The following is a 19,551-nucleotide window of genomic DNA, read 5'->3' on the forward strand; positions in this document are numbered from 1 at the left end:
GCCCGCCTCATTTAAAGAGAATTTGTAAAGGAAAGGGAGGATGACACATGGCGAAGACAATAACAGAAGCGCAAAAGCAGGAAAAGATCGCGGCATTAAGCAAAAAACGGGAAGCCCTGAGCCTTTTATTAAAAGGCGCCCAGAAAACCGGAAAGCGTGAAAGCCTCATTGCGAAAATCGAGACAATAGATGAAAAAATTAAAAAAATCCGGACAGGAGAGCGGTTCACCCGTCAGGAAAAGAGGGATATGATTGCATACTCCTTCATTATCCCTAACTTTTTAGGGTTTGCGCTCTTTACTCTTGGCCCCATTATTTTTGCCTTTGTCCTGGGACTGATGAAGTGGGATGGAAACAGCCCCATGGAATTTACCGGGCTTAAGAACTTTCTGGATATGCTTGGAAACTCCAGATTCCGTTCTTCTTTTGTAAATACCGTTGTCTACTGTATTGCAACAGTGCCATCTACCTTAGTCAGCGCACTGGGGTTGGCCGTAGTTTTAAACCAGAAAATAAAAGGGAGAAATTTCTTCCGTACCGTGAGCTTTTTCCCTTATGTGGCTTCTCTGGTGGCGGTGGCAGCCGTGTGGAACATGCTGTTCAGCCCTCAAAAAAGCGGTCCCGTTAACATGATCCTCTACCAACTGGGCGTCAATGCAAAAAGCCTGCCAAAGTGGGCGGCAGACCCCCATTGGGTCATGTTCACCATTGTGCTGTTCAGCGTATGGAAAAATATGGGCTATTACATGGTCATTTATCTGGCAGGGCTTCAGGGAATCAACGGGGAATTATACGAGGCCGCAAGCCTTGACGGCTGCAATTCCTGGCAGAAATTCCGCTATATCACATGGCCCCAGCTTCAGCCCACCACCTTCTTTGTGACCATTATACTGACCATCAACTGCTTTAAAGTTTACGATATCGTATACATGCTGGCAGGCGGCTCCAACGGCATTGTGAGCTCTCAGGCAATGGTTTTGGTCTACCATATTTACGAAGAGGCATTCCGCAACTGGAACTTAGGCTATGCCAGCGCGGTTGCCATGGTATTGTTCTTAATGGTGCTTCTCATCACCCTGGTTCAGTTTAACGGTGAGAAGAAGTATGCCAATTAAAAGAAGGAGGATAAGATTATGAAGATAAAAAGTACAAATTATAAAATCAACAAATGCCTCCTCTACGCGGTCCTGTTCCTCTTGACGGCCATGATGCTGGTGCCCTTTGCATGGATGGTGTCCGCCTCTTTAAAATTGGATAAAGACGTATTCGTGTTTCCCATTCAGTGGATACCGGAAAATCCCAGATGGCGGAATTATCTGGATATCTGGGTGAAAATCCCCCTGATGAAATTTGTGACCAATACGGTGAAGATCACTTTTATCGTCACATTTTTACAGCTTTTGACCAGCAGCTTTGCCGCCTATGCTTTTGCAAAGCTGAAATTCAAATATAGAAACACCTTATTTATGGCCTATATCGCAACCATTGCGGTTCCGTGGCAGGTATACATGGTTCCCCAGTTCATGATGATGAGAAATTTCGGGTTAAACGACTCCCATCTGGCTATTATTTTCCTTCAGGCATTTTCCGCATTCGGCGTTTTTATGATGCGCCAGTTCTACCAGGGCATTCCCGATGAGCTTTGCGAGGCAGCCAGAATCGACGGCATGACGGAGTACCAGATTTACTCCAGGATCATGCTTCCCTTGTCAAAACCGGCACTGTCCACCTTGATGATTTTCACCTTTGTAAACACCTGGAACGATTTTTTAGGCCCCTTGATTTATTTAAAGACAGAGGCAAAGAAAACCCTCCAGCTTGGACTGAAAATGTTCATCAGCCAGTACAGCTCGGAATACGGCCTGATCATGGCAGCCTCAGTCCTTTCCTTAATTCCGGTCCTCATCGTATTTTTATCCCTGCAAAAGTATTTTGTAGAGGGAGTGGCGGCAACAGGAGTAAAAGGATAAGAGAGGAGAGAAAGTTATGAATGAAAAAATAGAAGCACTTTTAAAGGGAAAACCGGAGCTTACCAAAGAGAGATGCCGGGAGGCCATGGATTTTGCCGTAAAGCAGGTAAAAGAAAACTTAAAGGAATTCACTGATGATTTTAAAAAGGCATACAGTGAAGACGGATTTTATAAGCCTACGCCTAATGTGAACTGGACAACCGGCTTCTGGACCGGGCAGATATGGCTGGCTTATGAATGGAGCGGCGATGAGCAGTTAAAAAAAGCAGGGCTGGTTCAGGCAAAAAGCTTTTTAGACCGGATTGAAAAGAAGGTGGAGGTTGACCATCACGATATGGGATTTCTCTATTCCCCTTCCTGCGTGGCAGCCTGTAAGCTGGTGGGGGATGAGACAGGAAGAGAAGCGGCCATTAAGGCGGCAGACCAGTTGATCACCCGTTTCCAGCCGTTAGGAGAATTTATTCAGGCATGGGGACCGATGAACCAGCCTGAAAATTACCGTTTTATCATTGACTGCCTTTTAAACCTCCCTTTATTATACTGGGCTGCTGAGGAAACAGGGGACAGGAAATACAGGGATATAGCGGAAAAACACATTCATACGGCGATTTCCAACGTCATAAGGGAAGATCACTCCACCTGGCACACTTTTTTCATGAACATGGAAACAGGCGCGCCGGATCATGGAGCAACCTGTCAGGGATACCGGGATGGTTCCGCCTGGTCCAGAGGTCAGGCATGGGGTATCTATGGATGTGCCATGGCATACCGATATACTAAGAGGCCGGAATATATTGAAGATTTTAAGAATGTGACCGGATATTTCCTGGAGCATCTTCCCTCAGACCTGGTTCCTTACTGGGATCTGGAATTTGGAGAAGGCTCTGCTGAACCGCGGGATTCCTCCTCCGCCTCCATTGCAGTCTGCGGGATGCTGGAAATGGCTAAATATTTAGACGAAGAAGATGCTGCCTGTTATACCTCCATAGCCGGAAAAATCATGGAATCCGTGGTGGAAAACTACTCGGTAAAGGACTTAAAGGGGTCCAACGGGCTGGTGCTTCACAGCACTTATTCCAAGAAATCCCCTTACAATACCTGTACTCCGGAAGGGGTGGATGAATGCAACATCTGGGGAGATTACTTTTATATGGAGGCATTGACAAGGTTTTCGGCAGACTGGAATCCGTACTGGTGATGATCGGAACAATTGGACTGGAAGAATTCAATCGAAATAATTCGAAAAGAGGCGAATACAGATGAAACTTGAAACAAAGCAGGACTTCCGGAAATGGATGTTCCAGGTATTAGAGCCTTTAAAGCCGTTGTACAGCCCAGGGTGTGCCAGGCTCCATCTGGGAGACAGCGGAGTCACCTATCCGGAGGTCAGCATTGAGATGGAAGCCTTTTCCCGCCCCCTATGGGCGTTAGTCCCTTTGTGGCTTGGCGGGGGAAAGGGCTTTGAAGAGATTTACTTAAAAGGTCTTGAAAATGGCACCGACCCGGCTCACCCGGAATACTGGGGCGGCTTTGGAGATTATGACCAAAGGTTTGTGGAAATGGCGGCCATTGCCAGCGGCCTGATTTTTACCCCGGAAAAGCTGTGGGAGCCGCTTTGTGAGGAAGGGAAAAAGAATCTGGCAAAATGGCTTTATGGCATTAACGAACACATCATTCCGGACTGCAACTGGCAGTTTTTTATGATTCTGGTGAACGTCGCTCTCAAAAAACTGGACTGCCGCTACAGCCAGGAGCGGTTATCCTCCGGTCTTGAGAAAATAGAAAGCTATTACATCGGAGAAGGCTGGTACAGGGATGGCGGCTCCAGCCAGAAAGATTATTACATTTCCTTTGCCCTTCATTACTACGGACTGCTGTATGCCGCTGCCATGGAGGATGAAGACCCGGAGCGGTGTCTGAATTTTAAGGAGAGGGCAAAGGTCTTTGCCAGGGACTTCATTTACTGGTTCGACGAAAACGGTTCCGCCCTTCCCTATGGAAGAAGCCTTTCCTACCGGTTTGGAGAAGCGGCGTTCTGGTCAGCCTACGTGTTTGCAGGGCTTGATGAGATTCCGGCAGGCGTTGTAAAGGGCATATTGTCCCGCCATTTAAACTGGTGGCTGGAGCAGAAGATATTTGACCGGGATGGTGTCCTGACCATCGGATACGCATACCCTAATCTGATCATGGCAGAGCGTTACAATGCCCCAGGCTCCCCTTACTGGGGGATGAAAACCCTTCTATGCCTGGGTCTTCCCGATGACCACCCGTTCTGGCAGGCAGAGGCAGAAGAGCTGCCAGGGCTGGAAACCGTGAAGATGTTAAAGCAGGCGGATATGATCATGCACCGCCATGGAAAAGATGTGATCGCTTATCCGGCGGGAGTGTGCGAACGGTACGGGCACGGTCATGTTCCGGAAAAATATTCAAAGTTCGCCTATTCCACCCGGTTTGGATTTTCCGTTGCCAAAAGCCAGATCGTGCTTCATGAAAATGCCCCTGATTCCGCTCTGGCCTTTGTCATTGACGGAGACGATTACGTGTTTGTGCGAAAATACAGTGATTCCTACGAAGTTCTTCCTGACAGAGTGGTCAGCAGATGGCATCCGTTTCCCGGAATTACGGTTACCTCTACAGTCATTCCCAGGGAGTACGGTCATTTGAGAATCCATGAGATTTACAGCCAGTATGACTGCACAGCATATGACTGCGGATTTTCCGTGAAGAAATTTACAGAGGGCTATGAACAGAAGGCGGAAGAAAATACCGCTTTTGTGTCCCATAAAGGTCAGACATGCAGGGTATCAGGGGAAGGTCCGGAGGCGGCGGGGCTGGTGATCGAAGCTGACCCCAACACCAATGTGCTTTATCCCAATGGCTCTATCCCGGCGGTTTCTTACCGGATTAAAAAAGGAGAAACAGTGAGGCTGGAGACAAAGGTGGAGAGTTTCATTTTCTGAGAAATGTTTCTAAAGGGCGGCTCGTTGATTTTAAAACTTTTTCGCTGTATAATAGGTTCATGAACCGGTGAGGAGGGCGAGAGAAGATGTGGATGAGTAAAAAGCAGAATTTAAAGGCTTCTTATTATAACAGCTTCTTCGCCCTCATTGTCATCCCCATTCTTTTGATTATTCTGCTGTCTATTTTCATCATCCGGACCATGATGGTGGATTCTGCAGTTTCCAATATCCGGCGCGCCCAGGATAACATCGCTTCTGCCCTTGGGGGAGAGGTAAAGGATGTGTCCCTGCGTTTATCCCATTTCGTATACGTCAATGACAATGAAGTCGTAAAAAATGCAGCCAAAACCAACACAAAGGATTTGGCTGAAAAATACCATTATACCAGAATTCTGACTGAGTCCTTTCACTATGCCATGGTTCCGGTCCAGGACATCCTTTCTGCCGTATTTTACATGAAGGACGGGGATCATACTTACATAAAAGACGACATCACCCTTGGAGAGGACCAGTTGAAATCTTCCTCCTGGTATCAGGCGGCTCTGGCAGAGCCGAATACGGTAAAAACCGGCTTTTATGACCGCAGTGTGACCAATTCCAGAAAAAATGCCTATACCCTGACCATTGCCGCGGGCCTGTCTCCCGGCATTGATGTGGACAGGGATGGGGTCATAGAGATGGCAGCTCTGTTCACCTCTTCCCAGACCGGACGCCTGATCAAGGATTATAATAAAGAACGGGTGCTGGGTACCACCATGATCGCTGACCAGTCAGGAAACGTGATTTTCGACCCGGAAAGCACAGTGTCCCTTTTACCCCGGAACATTTCCCTGGAACAGACAGAATTCCGGTATCAGGCAAACGGCAGACAGTACATGGGAGTGGTGACCAGGGAACCGGTGACCGGCTTAAAAATCATCAGTGTGGTGGCCTATGAAACCCTTACAAGGAGCTTTAACAGGACAGCGGCCGTCATCGTTGTGGTCACCCTCATCCTGTTTGCGCTGTTTTACCGGTTTTCCAGCTATTTCTTGACGAGCATCATCGACCCCATTCACCATACGGTAGAGGGCATGAAACGGGTAGAGGAAGGGGACCTTCTGGTCCATGTGGAGCCAAAAGGCCAGTCAGAACTGCGCCTGATGATTCATTCCTTTAACCGGATGACGAGACGGCTGAAACAACTGATACAGGAAAACGAAGTGCAGCAGCAGAAGAAGCACGAAGCGGAGATCAGGGCGCTCCAGTCCCAGATCAATCCTCATTTTCTGGTGAATTCCTTAAATTCCATCCGGTTCATTGCGCAGATGTCGAAGTATGAGTCCATCGCCCGCATGGCGGAGGCCCTGATTAAAATACTGTCCTGTTCTTTCCGAAGCAGCGGAGGGTTTTACTCTTTAAAAGAGGAGCTGGAGATTTTAGACGGCTATATCTATCTGATGAAAATCCGCTATTCCGATGGATTTGAAATAAAGTATGACATCGAAGAGGCATGTCTTTCCTGCCTTGTTCCCCGGCTTATCTTACAGCCGGTGGTGGAAAATTCCATTGTCCACGGTTTCAGCGGCCTTATGGATGAAATGGGAACCATCTGGCTGACGGCCCGCAAAGAGGGCGATTTTCTTTCTGTTGAAATCCGGGATAACGGAAAAGGCATGCCGGAAGAAGACATCCGCCGGATCATGAGCGGAGAAGAAAAAGAGGAAGGACAAAAGGATTATGTGAGCATTGGCATTACCAACGTGAAAACCAGGCTGGCCCTCAATTATGGAAAAGACTGCGGATTTGAGATGGAAAGCGGGGAGGGCCGGTTTACAAGAACCTCTATCCGCATTCCCGTAAGAAAGGAGCCGGAAAACCTATGAGAAATGTCCTGATTGTGGATGACGACACCATTGTCCGGATCACCCTCCGTTCTCTGATCAACTGGGAAGAAATGGGGTATCACATTGCTGCTGACGCTATCCACGGACAGCAGGCCCTGGAATACATAAGAAGCCATCCGGTGGACCTGGTCATCACCGATATGAAAATGCCGGTTATGGATGGAATCGGACTTTTGGAAGAATTAAACTGCCTGAAACGTATGCCTGCAGTTCTGGTTTTAAGCGGCTATGACGATTTCAAGCTGGTCCGGGATGCGTTCCGGCTGGGAGCCTGTGACTACATATTAAAGGCCGGATTAACGGAAGAGACCCTTATATCCATGTTAAAACGCGTGGATGAAGAGGTCTTTCAAAACCGCAGGCAGGAAACAAAAGAAGAGGAGAGGTCTGTCATAAAAATCCCCGCCTCCGTTATTCTTGCAGACATGGCCGTTGGAAAGCGGCCTCTTGAGGAGTCCTTTTTTCAGCAGGAATATCTGGTGATCCAGTTTGAAATAGAGGATTTCCATAAGGTTTCGGCCCGCTTTGGAGAGGATTTTGAAGAAGAACTGATAAAACCCATGCTGGAGCTGGCAGGACAGATTCCCAGAGTGGCTTCCCGCTGTATCCTTGGGGCAGCAGCGCCCTCCCGTTATGTGATGCTGTACCGCATCACCGATCCTCAGCAGTATAAGGAAAATTCGGTTTCCGCCTGCGGGCAGCTATGCAATGTGTGGAAGCATTTCATGAACCTGTCCGTTTCGGCGGGAATCAGCAGTCCCGGAAAGGGGGCTGGGGATTTCCTGAGCCGGTTTGAAGAGGCCGGGGAGAGGCTGCGGCTTAAATGCTTAAAAGGAAAGGGAAAGATCTGTGATCCCTGGGAAAAGGATGTGGTTTCCTTTGAACAGGTACGACAGGCCGGGCAGGAGTATGAAAGGCTTATAAAGGGGCTGATGGTGGGCGATGAACTGGCTGCGGGGCTGGAGAAAAAGCAGCTTTTTTCAGAGCTTTACCAAATGGAGCTAAAGGAGGCTAAAAAGGTCTGCCTCTGTATCGTTTGCAGCATAGCCTGGCAGCTTTCGGACAACCATGACGATATCAGCGCCCTGTTTGTGGAGGAAGTCAATTATTATGAGAAAATAAGCCGGCTGGAGGAAATGAGAAGTCTGGAGCTGTGGCTGAACAATTTCTTTCGCTGGATCATGGATTACAATGCCCATCAGACTGACCGGAGACAGGCGGATATGATGATCCGGGCAAAACGGTTCATTATGGACAATTACGCCAACCCGGAGCTGACCTTAAAAAGCGTGGCAGACTTTGTGGGCCTCAATGAAAAATATTTTACCACCAGATTTACAAAGGAAGAGGGGATGACCTTCAGCAACTATCTGACAGAAGTGCGCATCCGCAAAGCGAGGGAGCTGATGGAAACAACGGATTTAAAAATTTATGAAATCAGCCAGAGCGTTGGCTACAACAGCGTGGAGCATTTCACCAGAGTGTTTAAAAAGCAGTGCGGAATCAGCCCTGGCGGGTACAGGAAGTAAAGACCTGACAATACATCAAGTTTTCAAACCATATCTCATGGAGAAGACTGTTTTGAAATGATAAGATAATATCATCAAAACAAGGGAGGTATTACAAAGATGAGAAAACGAATGTTGGCTTTGGGACTTTGTGCGGCAATGGCAGTGGGGACATTGGCCGGCTGTTCTTCTTCGCAGGGGACATCAGCAACAACTGCAAAGGGTCAGGAAGAGGCGCCCTCAGAGACAGGAAAAACAGAGGCAAAAGAAGACCTGGAAGGCAGTCTCGTATTTGCCATCTGGGACAACAATCTGATGGATTATATTGATGAAAATGATATGGTTGGGAAATTCCAGGAGAAGTATCCCAATGCGGATATCGAAGTGGAAAAGATCAAGGACGACTCCGAATACTGGAACGCCATGAAGATGAGAACTTCCGCAAACCAGCTTCCTGACGTCATGTTCAACAAACCCTTTACCTTATCCAGATTTAAGGATTATCTTCTGGATTTATCCGGTCTGGAAGCTGCAAAAAACAATGAACTGGCCTCCGGATACGCCATGGATGGCAAGGTCCTGGGCGTTCCCATGACAGCCGGATACGAATACGTTTATTACTGGAAAGATATGTTTAAGGAAGCGGGCGTAGAGGTTCCCACCACCTGGGAAGAACTCGAAACAACAGCCCAGACCCTTCAGGATCACTACGGCAAAAATGATCCGGACTTTATGGCAATTGCCCTCGGCGCAAAAGATGAATGGCCGGATTATCCCTATATGGAATTTATGCCTGCACTTCAGGGCGGCAACGGCCAGAACTGGAACGACATGGCAAAGGCGGACGCTCCCTTTGCAGAGGGAACGGACATTAACAAAGCGTACAACAAGGTATATAACTTATTCAGCAAGGCTGTGTTCGGCAAAGACCCTCTGGGCATGGGAAATGATCAGGTAACGTCCTTATTTGCACAGAAAAAAGCTGCCATCATCGCGCTGGGAGACTGGGGCCTTCAGAATATCCAAAACGGCACCGACGATGTATCAGAGCTGGGCACCTTCTACCTTCCTGTAAGAGATTCCAAGGACGATCCATTCCGCGTCATCGTTCAGGGCGATTCCTTTATGGGAGTGACCACTCACAGCAAGAATCCGGAGCTGGCAAAGGCATTTGTGGAGTGGTTCTACAGTGAAGACTGGTATCCGGGATACATCAGCTACGTGACCAGCGCCTCCTCCATGAAGAACTTCCCCAAGGAAAAAGACCCGATTCTGGCCCAGGCAGATGAGCAGCAGCCGGATAAGGAACTGGTCATGTATGACGGCGGCGGAGACGACTTCCAGGCGATTCAGAATGAAATCGCATTTGATTACAAGAAGCTGGGCTCCCAGATGTTTACCGATGGATTCGATCTTAAGGCAGAACTGGATGGGCTCAATACAAAATGGGCAGAAGCCAGAACAAAGCTGGGAATTAAATAAACAGAGCAGGAAAGGGGACAGGGTGATGGAAACCCTGTCCCCTTTTCACCCAAGAACTTGAATCAGGAGGTATCTATGAATTCACTGGAAAAACAGAAAAAAAGGTTTATTATATGTTCCCTTGTCGTTCCCATGGCCCTGCTCATCGGGTTTGTGGTGCTTCCGGCCTTTGACTTAATCCGCATGAGCTTTACAAACTGGGATGGGTATTCCCAAGGCTACGATGCCATTGGCTTTGGCAATTATGCGGCCATGCTCCGCAATAAGGACTTATGGCTGTCTCTGCGCAACAATGCGGTGTACTTTTTCGGGCATCTGATCTTCATTCCCGTGGAGCTGCTGTTTGCTGTTTTGCTGACTTCAAGGCTTAAAGCGGCAAAATTCTACAAGACCATGGTTTTTATGCCCTATATCATCAACGGAGTGGCTATTTCCTATGCCTTTTCCTATTTCTTTTCTCCCATTAACGGGGCTTTTGATGAGATATTGACCCTGTTTCATTTGGAGGGACTTATCAGGAACTGGCTGTCAGACCCTAAGCTGGTCAACTTCGTTCTGACCTTCGTTTCCCTGTGGAGGTTTTCCGGGTATCATGTCATTCTCTTTATGGCAGCCCTTCAATCCCTTCCTGAGGATGTGCAGGAGGCAGCCAGAGTGGACGGCGCAGGGGCGTGGCAGATGTTCCGCTACATTCAGATTCCCTCTATTATGCTCATGGTGGACTTCGTCCTTTTTGATAACATCCGGGGGGCGCTTCAGGTATTTGATATCCCTTACGTCATGACCAGCGGAGGTCCGGGATACGCTTCTTCCACCTTTACCCTCTATACCATTGATACGGCTTTTAAATACAGCAACTTTGGCCTCGCTTCCACCATGGCGGTGGCGATTATGGTCATGATCGTTGTCATTTATCTGATACAAAACAAGATCATCCATGGAATCATTTTGAAGGGAGGGGGAAAATAAGATGAAACGGCGTACAATGGAACAGGGCATCAAACAGCTTCTCTGCATAGGTATGGTTCTGGTGGTTCTGGCCCCCATTCTTCTGACTCTGTTTGCGGGCCTTAAGACAAAGGCGGATATGGTGAACACCTCCCCCCTGCTTTTGCCGCCTATGGCGAGGGTCACCTTTCAGAACTTTGAAAAGGTGCTGGGAGATAAGTATTTGATAATCGGTTTTAAAAATACGGGAATCATACTGGCAGTCAGCATTCTGTTTAACGTATTGTTTGGGACCATAACCGCATTTATTCTGGAGCGTTTTGAATTTAAGCTTAAAAAGCTGATCATGGGGCTTTTCTTCCTGGGAATGCTGATTCCCAGCTTTGTGACGGAAATTGCCAGATTTAAGATCATCAACAGCATGGGGCTTTACAATACTTTGGGAGCGCCCATCGTGATTTATGTAGCGTCAGATTTAATGCAGCTTTATATTTACCGGCAGTTCATTTCGACTCTTCCGGTGTCTCTTGATGAGAGCGCTCTTTTGGACGGCTGTTCCTATTTCGGCCTGTTTACCAGGATTATTTTCCCTCTGCTGGCGCCTGCCACGGCTACGGTGGTGATCATCAAGGCCATCACCATTATCAATGACATGTACATCCCTTACCTGTATATGCCAAAGAACAGGCTGCGGACCCTGACCACCTTTTTGATGAATTACGCCAATGCCCAGCAGGGGTCCTGGCAGAAGCTGGCGGCAGGAATCATCATCATCATGCTGCCCACCATTTTGATCTATCTCTTCTTCCAGAAATACATTCTGGCGGGAATCGCAGCAGGAGCCGTAAAAGAATAAAAGATACAGGAAATCGTAAAAAATGTGATGGATTCTCTCACCGTGGTCACTTATAATGGATTCATGGTATTAATAGAAGGAGGTTTCTTTCAATGGAACAGAAAACCGCAAAACTGGAATGGCTGGAAGATCCTAAAGTCTTTGCAGTGAACCGCCTGCCAGCTCATTCCGATCACTGCTATTATGAAACAGAAGCAGAAGCTTTAAAGGGAATTATGGGACTGCGTCAATCCTTAAACGGAACCTGGAGATTTTCCTATGCAGAAAATCCTGGGGAGCGGAAGGAATATTTCTATGAAAAGGATTTTAACCCGGACGGCTTTGGCACCATAGAAGTCCCCGGACATATAGAACTTCAGGGATATGGCCAATGCCAGTACATCAATACCATGTATCCATGGGATGGCCTGTCTGATATCAGGCCCCCTCACATCGACTGGCAGAATAATCCGGTGGGAAGCTATATCAGGGAATTTGAAGCGGAGGAACCGCTGAAAGGAAAGCGGATATTCCTGTCCTTTCAGGGAGTGGAAACGGCTTTTTACGTCTGGCTTAACGGCCATTTCATAGGATATTCTGAGGATTCTTTTACACCCTCTGAATTTGAGATTACAGATGCTGTTTTGCCTGGGACCAACCGCCTTGCGGTGGAGGTTTATAAAAGAAGCAGTGCGAGCTGGATCGAGGATCAGGACTTTTTCCGGTTTTCCGGGATTTTCCGTGAGGTGTATTTATATGCAATTCCGGAGTGTCATGTGGAAGATATGTTCATCCACGGAGATGTGTCTGAGGATTACCGGGATGGCCTGTTTCGGGCTGTTTTGACCCTTTCCGAGGGAACAAAGGGGAGTATTTGCGCTGTCTTAAAGGATGGAACCGGAGAGATTTCCGCTTCCTGGGCTCCTGTTCCTGCAAATGGGGAAGTGGAATTTTCCTGCCGTATTTCCGATGCCCGTTTATGGAGCGGGGAAGACCCTTACCGGTATGAATTTACTGCCACTTTATATGATGAACAGGGAAATGTAAAAGAAGTCATTCCCCAGAAAATAGGCTTTCGCCGTTTTGAACGGAAAGACGGCCTGATGTGCTTAAATGGAAAGAGAGTGGTGTTCCGGGGAATCAACCGCCATGAATTCAATGTGAGAAGGGGCCGTTCCATTACGAAAGAGGATATGATTTGGGACATCCAATTCATGAAACGCCACAACATCAATGCGGTCAGAACCTGTCACTATCCCGATCAGAGCTTATGGTATGAACTCTGCGATGAATATGGAATTTACCTCATAGATGAGGCGAATTTAGAGAGCCACGGTTCCTGGCAGAAGATGGGAGCCAGTGAGCCTTCCTGGAATGTGCCTGGAAGCCTGCCTCAGTGGAAGGACTGCGTGGTGGACCGGGCGAAGTCCATGGCGGAACGTGATAAGAACCATCCCAGCATCCTGATCTGGTCCTGCGGAAATGAGTCGTATGCGGGAGAGAATATTCTGGCGATGTCGGAATATTTTAAGGAGAGGGACCCTTCCAGGCTGGTTCATTATGAAGGCGTGTTCTGGAACCGGGAATTTGACCGGATCAGCGACATGGAAAGCCGGATGTATGCCAAGCCTGCCGATGTGGAGGAATATTTAAAAAATAATCCTGAAAAGCCTTTTATCCTCTGTGAATACATGCATGCCATGGGAAATTCTCTTGGCGGCATGAAAAAGTACACAGACCTGGAAGACCGGTATCCGATGTATCAGGGCGGATTTATCTGGGATTATATCGACCAGTCTTTGATGAAAAAGGATGCTTACGGTGAAGAACGTATGACCTATGGCGGAGATTTCGGTGACAGGCCTACGGATTACAGCTTTTGTGGGAACGGGATTGTCTATGCAGACAGGACCATTTCTCCCAAGGCTCAGGAGGTCAAATATCTGTATCAGGATATCCGCCTGACTCCTGATTTCAGGGGAGTATCCATAGAAAACAGAAGATTATTTACCGATACTTCAGATTTGGAGTTTGTCTATTCGGTTTTAAAGGATGGGGAGCCGGTTTATCAAAAGAAATTTCATGCCTTGGTCAAGCCTCTGGAAACAGGGTATGAGGCCCTTTCCATTCCGGATTTTACAGAGCCGGGAGAGTATGCCCTCCAGGTTTCAGCTCTCTTGAAAAATGATACCCTGTGGGCTGAGGCCGGTTATGAGGCAGCCTTTGGCGAGGCGGTTAAGTCAGTGGAAGGGCGAACGGAAGAATGCATTGAAACGCCTCTAAAGATTGTTTACGGTGACGTGAACATTGGCGTCATGGGAGAGAGCTTTCAGGTGCTGTTTTCCAGACAGGAGGGCAGCATGGTTTCCCTCGTCTATGACGGAAAAGAGTGGCTGGGAAGGCCCCTTATGCCGGTGTACTGGAGGGCTGCGACGGATAATGACAAAGGAAATAAATTTTCAGTGAAAAGCGCCCTGTGGTTTGGGGCAGGCAGGTTCCCTTATTACAGCAATGAAAATTGTAAAGTGGAAGAGAAAGAGGGACGGGTAAAGGTGACCTATACCTATGAGCTTTCCACGATTCCCAAAGCAGTGACAGAGGTTTCCTATGAAGTGAGTGGAAATGGTTCCATTCAGGTGAAGGCCCTGTTTAAAGGGCAGAAAGGTCTGCCGGAGCTTCCGGCTTTTGGTATGAGGCTTATCACGCTGGAAGCGGCTAAAAAGTTCATCTGGTATGGACGGGGACCGGAGGAAAATTACTGTGACAGGAATGAGGGAGCCAGGCTGGGGATTTATGAGGATACGCCTGATAACAACTTATCCCGCTACCTGGTGCCTCAGGAGTGCGGAAACAGGACAGGTGTCCGCTGGCTTAAGGTATCGGATATGAAAGGCCATTCCATTGGTTTTCGGGCTTCCGGGCAGCCTTTTGATGCCTCTGTTCTTCCCTATACGGCGGAGGAATTGGAGTCAGCCACACACCGGGAAGAGCTTCCTGCCCCCAGGTATACGGTGGTGAATATTTTAGGTGCCATGCGAGGCGTAGGCGGGGATGACAGTTGGGGAGCACCGGTTTATCCGGAGTACTGTATAAGCGGAGAAAAAGAGATGGTAACGGAATTTATAATTGAAAGAATAGGATAAAGCCAGACAAAAGCCGGTAATATTTGACTTGACGCAGCCTTCATAAAATTTTAGAATAAATGTATGAGGACTTCTTAGCGCCCATTCCTTGTGGGTGGGGTGTTTGAGGAGGATATATTTATACTTTGGAGGTTTGCTATGAAAACGAATGAGATTGAAGTGCGGGCTGGCTTGGAACATATGGATTTTGAAAGAGTAAGGGAAATGCTGTCCTGCGCAGAGTGGAGCAAAGGGATAGGAATGGATGAAGTTAAGCAGGGAGCTTCCAATGCGGCTCTGGTTGTAGGGGCTTTTCATGAAAATGTTCAGGTTGGATATGCCAGGGCAATATCTGATAAGACCAGATTCGCCTATATTTCAGATGTGTATGTGGATGACCGTTTCCGGCACATGGGAATAGCCAGGAAGATGGTGGCTCATTTATTATCCCATGACTCTTTGAAGGATGTATATCAATGGGTGTTAAAGACCGAGGTGGAAGGAGTATATGAATCCATGGGATTTGTTCCTGTTTCAAAACCGGAAAAGTGGATGGAGATAAGGAAAGAACGGCCTGAACGCTGATGTTTGTGAACCAGAAATCCGATAATAGTTACAATTATGTCAGATTATGGAGATAAAGCTGGAATATATTGTAAAAAAACAGACTTTGTGCTATACTTGGCTTGTAATTAATCTGGGGTCAGAAAGAAAATAGGAGGTATTCACATGAAGTTTTTAAAATGTAATCGATGCGGAAATATTGTAGCAGTAGTGGAAGAAAAAGGCGGCACTATTACTTGCTGCGGTGAGACAATGGGTGAATTGGCAGCCAACACAACCGATGGAGCAACCGAAAAGCACGTTCCTGTTATTGAAATTGACGGACAGAATGTAAAGGTTACTGTAGGTTCTGTAGAGCACCCAATGCTTCCTGAGCACTATATCGCCTGGATTGCTTTAGAGACAAAGCAGGGCAATCAGAGAAAGGTACTGGAGCCGGGAAATAAGCCGGTTGCTGAATTCGTTCTTTGCGAAGACGATGAGGTAATTGCTGCATATGAATACTGCAATCTTCACGGATTATGGAAGGCAGAGAATTAAAGAAAAGAAGAGTGGGAAAACTCACAGGCCGTAAGGTCAATGTTATGAATTTAAGAGATCTGATAATCTTTTACGATTATCAGATCTTTTTTTATATTATATTAATCGGAAAATTATGATTATAGTTTTTTTGCATGGCAATATGCACAATATAGCTATTTTACTTTTCGTATGGAAGTAGTTATATTTTACATATTAAGCATAGGAGGTTCAAACAAGATGAAAGAAAGAACATTTAATGAAGCCGAGTTAGTAGAACTGGGCCGCAGGTTATTTGCGGCCGGTGGATTGGATGAAGAGAGTGCACGTGTAATTGCTGAAGATCTGGTAGCGGCTGATATGAGAGGGCTGTACAGTCATGGGGTATCCCGAATTCCAATGTATTTAAAACGAATTGATTCCAAATGTATTAACAAAAATCCCGATATAAAGGTAGAAAAGGTGGCAGCAGCGGCACTGCGTATTGACGGTGATGATGCGATGGGATTTTTAGTGGCTCATAAGGCGGTGGAAGAAGGTATAAAACTGGCAGCCGAAACTGGCATTGCTATAGTTGGCTGTCACCGGAGCACGCACTTTGGGATGTCGGCTTTATATGTAAAACAGGCTGTTGAAGCAGGGTATTGCTGTATGGTGTATACCAACTCCAGCCCGGCCCTTCCTGTATTCGGTGGCAAAACTACATTCCTGGGGGCAGCCCCGTTTGCTGCCGGTATGGTTGGAGGATATGAGAGTCCGGACTATATTCTGGATATGGCCATGACGAAGACTGCCAGGGGAAAAATCAGGGTAGCCATGATTAACAATGAACCAATACCAGAGGGGCTTGCATTAGACAGTGACGGCAATCCAACCACTGATGCGAAGAAAGCTTTTGAAGGTGTGTGTCTGCCGTTTGGTGATGCAAAAGGAGCAGGACTTGCAATGCTGATGGATATGATGGCCGGAATGTATACCGGCTCCAATTATGCGGGAGATGTAAGCAGTTTATATTACCGCTTCGATGAGCCCCAGAATCTTGGTCATATGATTTTTATCATGAAAGCCGATTTATTCATGCCAATGGAAGAATATAAAAAGAAAATGGATATTTATTATAAGAGACTTAAGGCTCTGCCCAGAGCAGCGGGGTGTGATGAAATTCTTATGCCTGGTGAGCCGGAAGATAGAAAAACGGAGAAATCCCGTAAAGAAGGAATACTGCTTTCAAAGAATATTCAGCAGAGTCTGTACGTTGAATGTATGCAGCGAAATGTGGAATGCTCCGATATTTTAGATACCGCGGATATCGATATCAGCAGCAATGCCGGGGCAGTCGTATTCGAGATGAAAGAATAAAACAGAAGTTGATCCAGCGGAGTATGGATTAACAAAATTGTAAAGGAGAAGGATATGGAAAGTTCAGGTAAAAAAGGGTTCTTGCATTATGAAATAAACGGAATACCGCTGTATTTGTACATATGTATGTCAATACCTGTAATCTTGGGGATGATAACCGGATCACTGGGAACGGACATGCTTTCAACGATGGCTATGCTTTTTGTGATAGGAATGTTTTTTACACAGGTAGGAAAGCGGCTTCCAATCTGGAATAAATGGATTGGCGGAGGCAGTATGATGGCTATTATGGCACCGTCTTTCATGGTTTATATGAAATGGCTTCCGGAAAAATATGTGGAATCAGCAACGGTTTTCTATGATGGTGTCAGTTTTCTGGAACTATATTTGGGATTGCTGATGGTAGGCGGACTGCTGGCAGTAGATCGTGATACGCTGCTTAAAACATTAAAGCGGTGCGGCCCAGTGTTCTTTGGAACAATAGTATTAGGCGGTGCGTTTGGTCTGTTGGGAGGGATTCTTGCTGGAATGGCTCCCGCCGATATTCTGTCTTATTATGTCCTGCCAAACCTGGGTGGAGGAAATGGCGCAGGCGCTGTTCCCATGAGTGAGATCTTTGAGAAGGTGACAGGAAATTCCAAGTCGGAATACTATGCTACTGCATTGGCGATTCTGACCATCGGAAGCACCATTGCTTTGATTATGGGAGTGTTTTTAAACCGTCTGGGGGATATTGTACCTTCCCTGACAGGGGATAAAACCCAGTTGCTTCGCAAAACATCGGCGGATGATAAAGTGGAACAGAAAGAAACAAAGAAAGTGGAGGTAACCAAAACAGATATTGCAGCGGGATTTGTGGTAGCCGGTTCCTTTTATGCATTGGCCTGCTTCTTCGGTGAATATTTGCTTCCTTCAATAGGAAAGATCATCATACATCCTTATGCATATTTAATCATATTTCTGACTTTGGCAAATATTTTTAAACTGATACCGGAGAATCTCGCTCAAGGCACTAAGGCATTATCAAAATTTGTGACTGGAAATATGGGGCCAATGTGTTTTGCAGGTATGGGAATCGCCATTACAGACTTCGGGGAATTTGTCGGAGCGATAACATTGGAAAATTTATTTGTTACCTTCATGATTATTGTAGGAATTACTGTTGGAGCAGCAGTATTGGGGTGGATGGTAGGATTTTACCCGATTGATTCAGCTATTATTGTTGGACTTTGCTGTGCAAACAGGGGAGGAAGTGCAGATGTGGTTCTCTTGGGTGCAACAGACAGAATGGAACTGATGCCATATGCACAGGTATTATCCAGATTGGGCGGAGCCATTGTTCTGGCCTTGTCAAGTACCATATTTGCCATTATGTTTTAAGATTTAATCAAAAAGAAACGTTAAACCGGTTCATTCACGGTTTAACGTTCTTTTACTAAGAAAATGATTGAAGGGCAAATGATATAAAATTAGCTACAAGAGGATAATGAAGAACTTTTTCATCATATGCCAGCCAGGATTTTCGGGTGAACTTTGAGTCGTCTTTAAATGTCAGAGGCAGAGTATATAAACCATCCATGGGATCAAAGTATTTGGCGTCGGAAAAAATACCATAACCTAATTTATGTTTTATCATTTGCAGACAAGCTTCCCCGCTGTTTACTTTGAGTTTGATGTTAGGTGGTACAGAAAAGTGTTCATCCCACCATTTGGAAGTGGCTTCAATAATTGTTTCCTCTTTTGCATACTCAATTCGGGCAAGGTTTGGCAGGTTCTCCAGGATGATCGGTTCATGAGAAATGATGACAATTTGATCCTCAGATAATAAATGCTTTTTCAACGGAGTACTTATGTTGCCGCGGGCAAAGCAGACATGCAGTTCTTGTTCTTCCAATGACTTTATGAGTTGACTGCTCAAATCGGTATAGAGTTCCAGCTTGACCTGAGGATAGGCTTCTGAGAATTTTTGTAATAGTGAAGGGACCACAAAATGCATAAAGGAGTTTGGTACACCGATCCTGAGCGTTCCCTGGGTGCCCTGGTCAGAATTTTCGATGTGGTTTTTGATTTCATCCAGGGTCTGAAGGATTTCACTGGCTTTTTGGGCCACATATTCTCCGTTAGGGGTAAAGACAACACCTTTGGTACTGCGAACCGTTAAAGCTGTATTCAGTTCCAGTTCTATTTGCTGAAGACGTCTGGTCAGTGATGGCTGGGTAATAAACATCAGGTTTGCGGTACGGGTTATATTTCTTGTTTTGTATAAAGTGGTGAGTATTTTCCAATCAAAATCTCTCATAATCCCTCCGGTGAATTTTGTAGAATTTATTGGTTTCGTGTTACTAGCATATAACTATTTTGACTTTCCGTCAATTAGAGAATAACAGATAATAAAAAG

15 protein-coding genes are annotated in these 19,551 nt (G+C 46.5%); 14 read left to right on the forward strand and 1 reads right to left on the reverse strand.

Annotated elements, in window-relative coordinates:
• The first annotated feature begins 47 nt into the window (after positions 1-47).
• The 14 genes from QM657_RS18200 to QM657_RS18265 all read left to right on the forward strand — a co-directional run bounded on the left by QM657_RS18200 (position 48) and on the right by QM657_RS18265 (position 18,533).
• Complete coding sequence (locus QM657_RS18200) at positions 48-1,115, forward strand: carbohydrate ABC transporter permease (RefSeq protein ID WP_415068121.1); 1,068 nt, start codon at positions 48-50, stop codon at positions 1,113-1,115.
• Between the two features lie 18 nt (positions 1,116-1,133).
• Complete coding sequence (locus QM657_RS18205; RefSeq protein WP_415068122.1) at positions 1,134-1,970, forward strand: carbohydrate ABC transporter permease; 837 nt, start codon at positions 1,134-1,136, stop codon at positions 1,968-1,970.
• A gap of 16 nt (positions 1,971-1,986) precedes the next feature.
• Positions 1,987-3,168, forward strand: coding sequence for a glycoside hydrolase family 88 protein (locus QM657_RS18210; protein WP_415068123.1), 1,182 nt, complete (start codon positions 1,987-1,989; stop codon positions 3,166-3,168).
• 61 nt (positions 3,169-3,229) lie between these two features.
• Entirely contained in the window at positions 3,230-4,930 is a 1,701-nt protein-coding gene (locus QM657_RS18215; protein ID WP_415068124.1) for a DUF2264 domain-containing protein, read from the forward strand.
• Positions 4,931-5,016: 86 nt separating this feature from the next.
• The gene (locus QM657_RS18220; protein WP_415068125.1) at positions 5,017-6,795 is read left to right on the forward strand and encodes a sensor histidine kinase; all 1,779 of its coding nucleotides are present in this window, start codon (positions 5,017-5,019) and stop codon (positions 6,793-6,795) included.
• Positions 6,792-8,345, forward strand: coding sequence for a response regulator transcription factor (locus tag QM657_RS18225; RefSeq protein ID WP_415068126.1), 1,554 nt, complete (start codon positions 6,792-6,794; stop codon positions 8,343-8,345). Before QM657_RS18220 ends, QM657_RS18225 begins: the two co-directional genes overlap by 4 nt.
• A gap of 99 nt (positions 8,346-8,444) precedes the next feature.
• Complete coding sequence (locus tag QM657_RS18230; protein WP_415068127.1) at positions 8,445-9,806, forward strand: ABC transporter substrate-binding protein; 1,362 nt, start codon at positions 8,445-8,447, stop codon at positions 9,804-9,806.
• Between the two features lie 75 nt (positions 9,807-9,881).
• Positions 9,882-10,775, forward strand: a complete 894-nt coding sequence (locus QM657_RS18235) for a carbohydrate ABC transporter permease (RefSeq protein WP_415068128.1) — start codon at positions 9,882-9,884, stop codon at positions 10,773-10,775.
• Position 10,776: 1 nt separating this feature from the next.
• Positions 10,777-11,610, forward strand: coding sequence for a carbohydrate ABC transporter permease (locus QM657_RS18240; protein ID WP_415068129.1), 834 nt, complete (start codon positions 10,777-10,779; stop codon positions 11,608-11,610).
• A gap of 92 nt (positions 11,611-11,702) precedes the next feature.
• Positions 11,703-14,732: a glycoside hydrolase family 2 TIM barrel-domain containing protein gene (locus QM657_RS18245; RefSeq protein WP_415068130.1), complete on the forward strand. Its 3,030-nt coding sequence runs from the start codon at positions 11,703-11,705 to the stop codon at positions 14,730-14,732.
• 138 nt (positions 14,733-14,870) lie between these two features.
• On the forward strand, positions 14,871-15,296 hold the full coding sequence (locus QM657_RS18250; protein WP_415068131.1) for a GNAT family N-acetyltransferase: 426 nt from the start codon (positions 14,871-14,873) through the stop codon (positions 15,294-15,296).
• A 144-nt stretch (positions 15,297-15,440) separates the two neighbouring features.
• Complete coding sequence (locus QM657_RS18255; protein ID WP_415068132.1) at positions 15,441-15,815, forward strand: desulfoferrodoxin family protein; 375 nt, start codon at positions 15,441-15,443, stop codon at positions 15,813-15,815.
• 219 nt (positions 15,816-16,034) lie between these two features.
• Complete coding sequence (locus QM657_RS18260) at positions 16,035-17,153, forward strand: Ldh family oxidoreductase (protein WP_415068133.1); 1,119 nt, start codon at positions 16,035-16,037, stop codon at positions 17,151-17,153.
• 54 nt (positions 17,154-17,207) lie between these two features.
• The gene (locus QM657_RS18265; protein ID WP_415068134.1) at positions 17,208-18,533 is read left to right on the forward strand and encodes a 2-hydroxycarboxylate transporter family protein; all 1,326 of its coding nucleotides are present in this window, start codon (positions 17,208-17,210) and stop codon (positions 18,531-18,533) included.
• A 55-nt stretch (positions 18,534-18,588) separates the two neighbouring features.
• Here QM657_RS18265 and QM657_RS18270 read toward each other — a convergent pair whose 3' ends face one another.
• Positions 18,589-19,452 (reverse strand): LysR family transcriptional regulator, encoded by an 864-nt coding sequence (locus QM657_RS18270; RefSeq protein WP_415068136.1) that lies wholly within the window; start codon positions 19,450-19,452, stop codon positions 18,589-18,591.
• Between the last annotated feature and the right edge of the window lie 99 nt (positions 19,453-19,551).

This window comes from Lacrimispora sp. (assembly GCF_047605665.1).
In the GTDB taxonomy this organism is placed as follows: Bacteria; Bacillota; Clostridia; order Lachnospirales; family Lachnospiraceae; genus Lacrimispora.

Excerpts from the sequence above, each read along its gene's own strand:
- QM657_RS18200 (WP_415068121.1), top strand. The coding sequence starts at position 48 with ATGGCGAAGACAATAACAGAAGCGCAAAAGCAGGAAAAGATCGCGGCA.
- QM657_RS18205 (WP_415068122.1), top strand. The coding sequence starts at position 1,134 with ATGAAGATAAAAAGTACAAATTATAAAATCAACAAATGCCTCCTCTAC.
- QM657_RS18210 (WP_415068123.1), top strand. The coding sequence starts at position 1,987 with ATGAATGAAAAAATAGAAGCACTTTTAAAGGGAAAACCGGAGCTTACC.
- QM657_RS18215 (WP_415068124.1), top strand. The coding sequence starts at position 3,230 with ATGAAACTTGAAACAAAGCAGGACTTCCGGAAATGGATGTTCCAGGTA.
- QM657_RS18220 (WP_415068125.1), top strand. The coding sequence starts at position 5,017 with ATGTGGATGAGTAAAAAGCAGAATTTAAAGGCTTCTTATTATAACAGC.
- QM657_RS18225 (WP_415068126.1), top strand. The coding sequence starts at position 6,792 with ATGAGAAATGTCCTGATTGTGGATGACGACACCATTGTCCGGATCACC.
- QM657_RS18230 (WP_415068127.1), top strand. The coding sequence starts at position 8,445 with ATGAGAAAACGAATGTTGGCTTTGGGACTTTGTGCGGCAATGGCAGTG.
- QM657_RS18235 (WP_415068128.1), top strand. The coding sequence starts at position 9,882 with ATGAATTCACTGGAAAAACAGAAAAAAAGGTTTATTATATGTTCCCTT.
- QM657_RS18240 (WP_415068129.1), top strand. The coding sequence starts at position 10,777 with ATGAAACGGCGTACAATGGAACAGGGCATCAAACAGCTTCTCTGCATA.
- QM657_RS18245 (WP_415068130.1), top strand. The coding sequence starts at position 11,703 with ATGGAACAGAAAACCGCAAAACTGGAATGGCTGGAAGATCCTAAAGTC.
- QM657_RS18250 (WP_415068131.1), top strand. The coding sequence starts at position 14,871 with ATGAAAACGAATGAGATTGAAGTGCGGGCTGGCTTGGAACATATGGAT.
- QM657_RS18255 (WP_415068132.1), top strand. The coding sequence starts at position 15,441 with ATGAAGTTTTTAAAATGTAATCGATGCGGAAATATTGTAGCAGTAGTG.
- QM657_RS18260 (WP_415068133.1), top strand. The coding sequence starts at position 16,035 with ATGAAAGAAAGAACATTTAATGAAGCCGAGTTAGTAGAACTGGGCCGC.
- QM657_RS18265 (WP_415068134.1), top strand. The coding sequence starts at position 17,208 with ATGGAAAGTTCAGGTAAAAAAGGGTTCTTGCATTATGAAATAAACGGA.
- QM657_RS18270 (WP_415068136.1), bottom strand. The coding sequence starts at position 19,452 with ATGAGAGATTTTGATTGGAAAATACTCACCACTTTATACAAAACAAGA.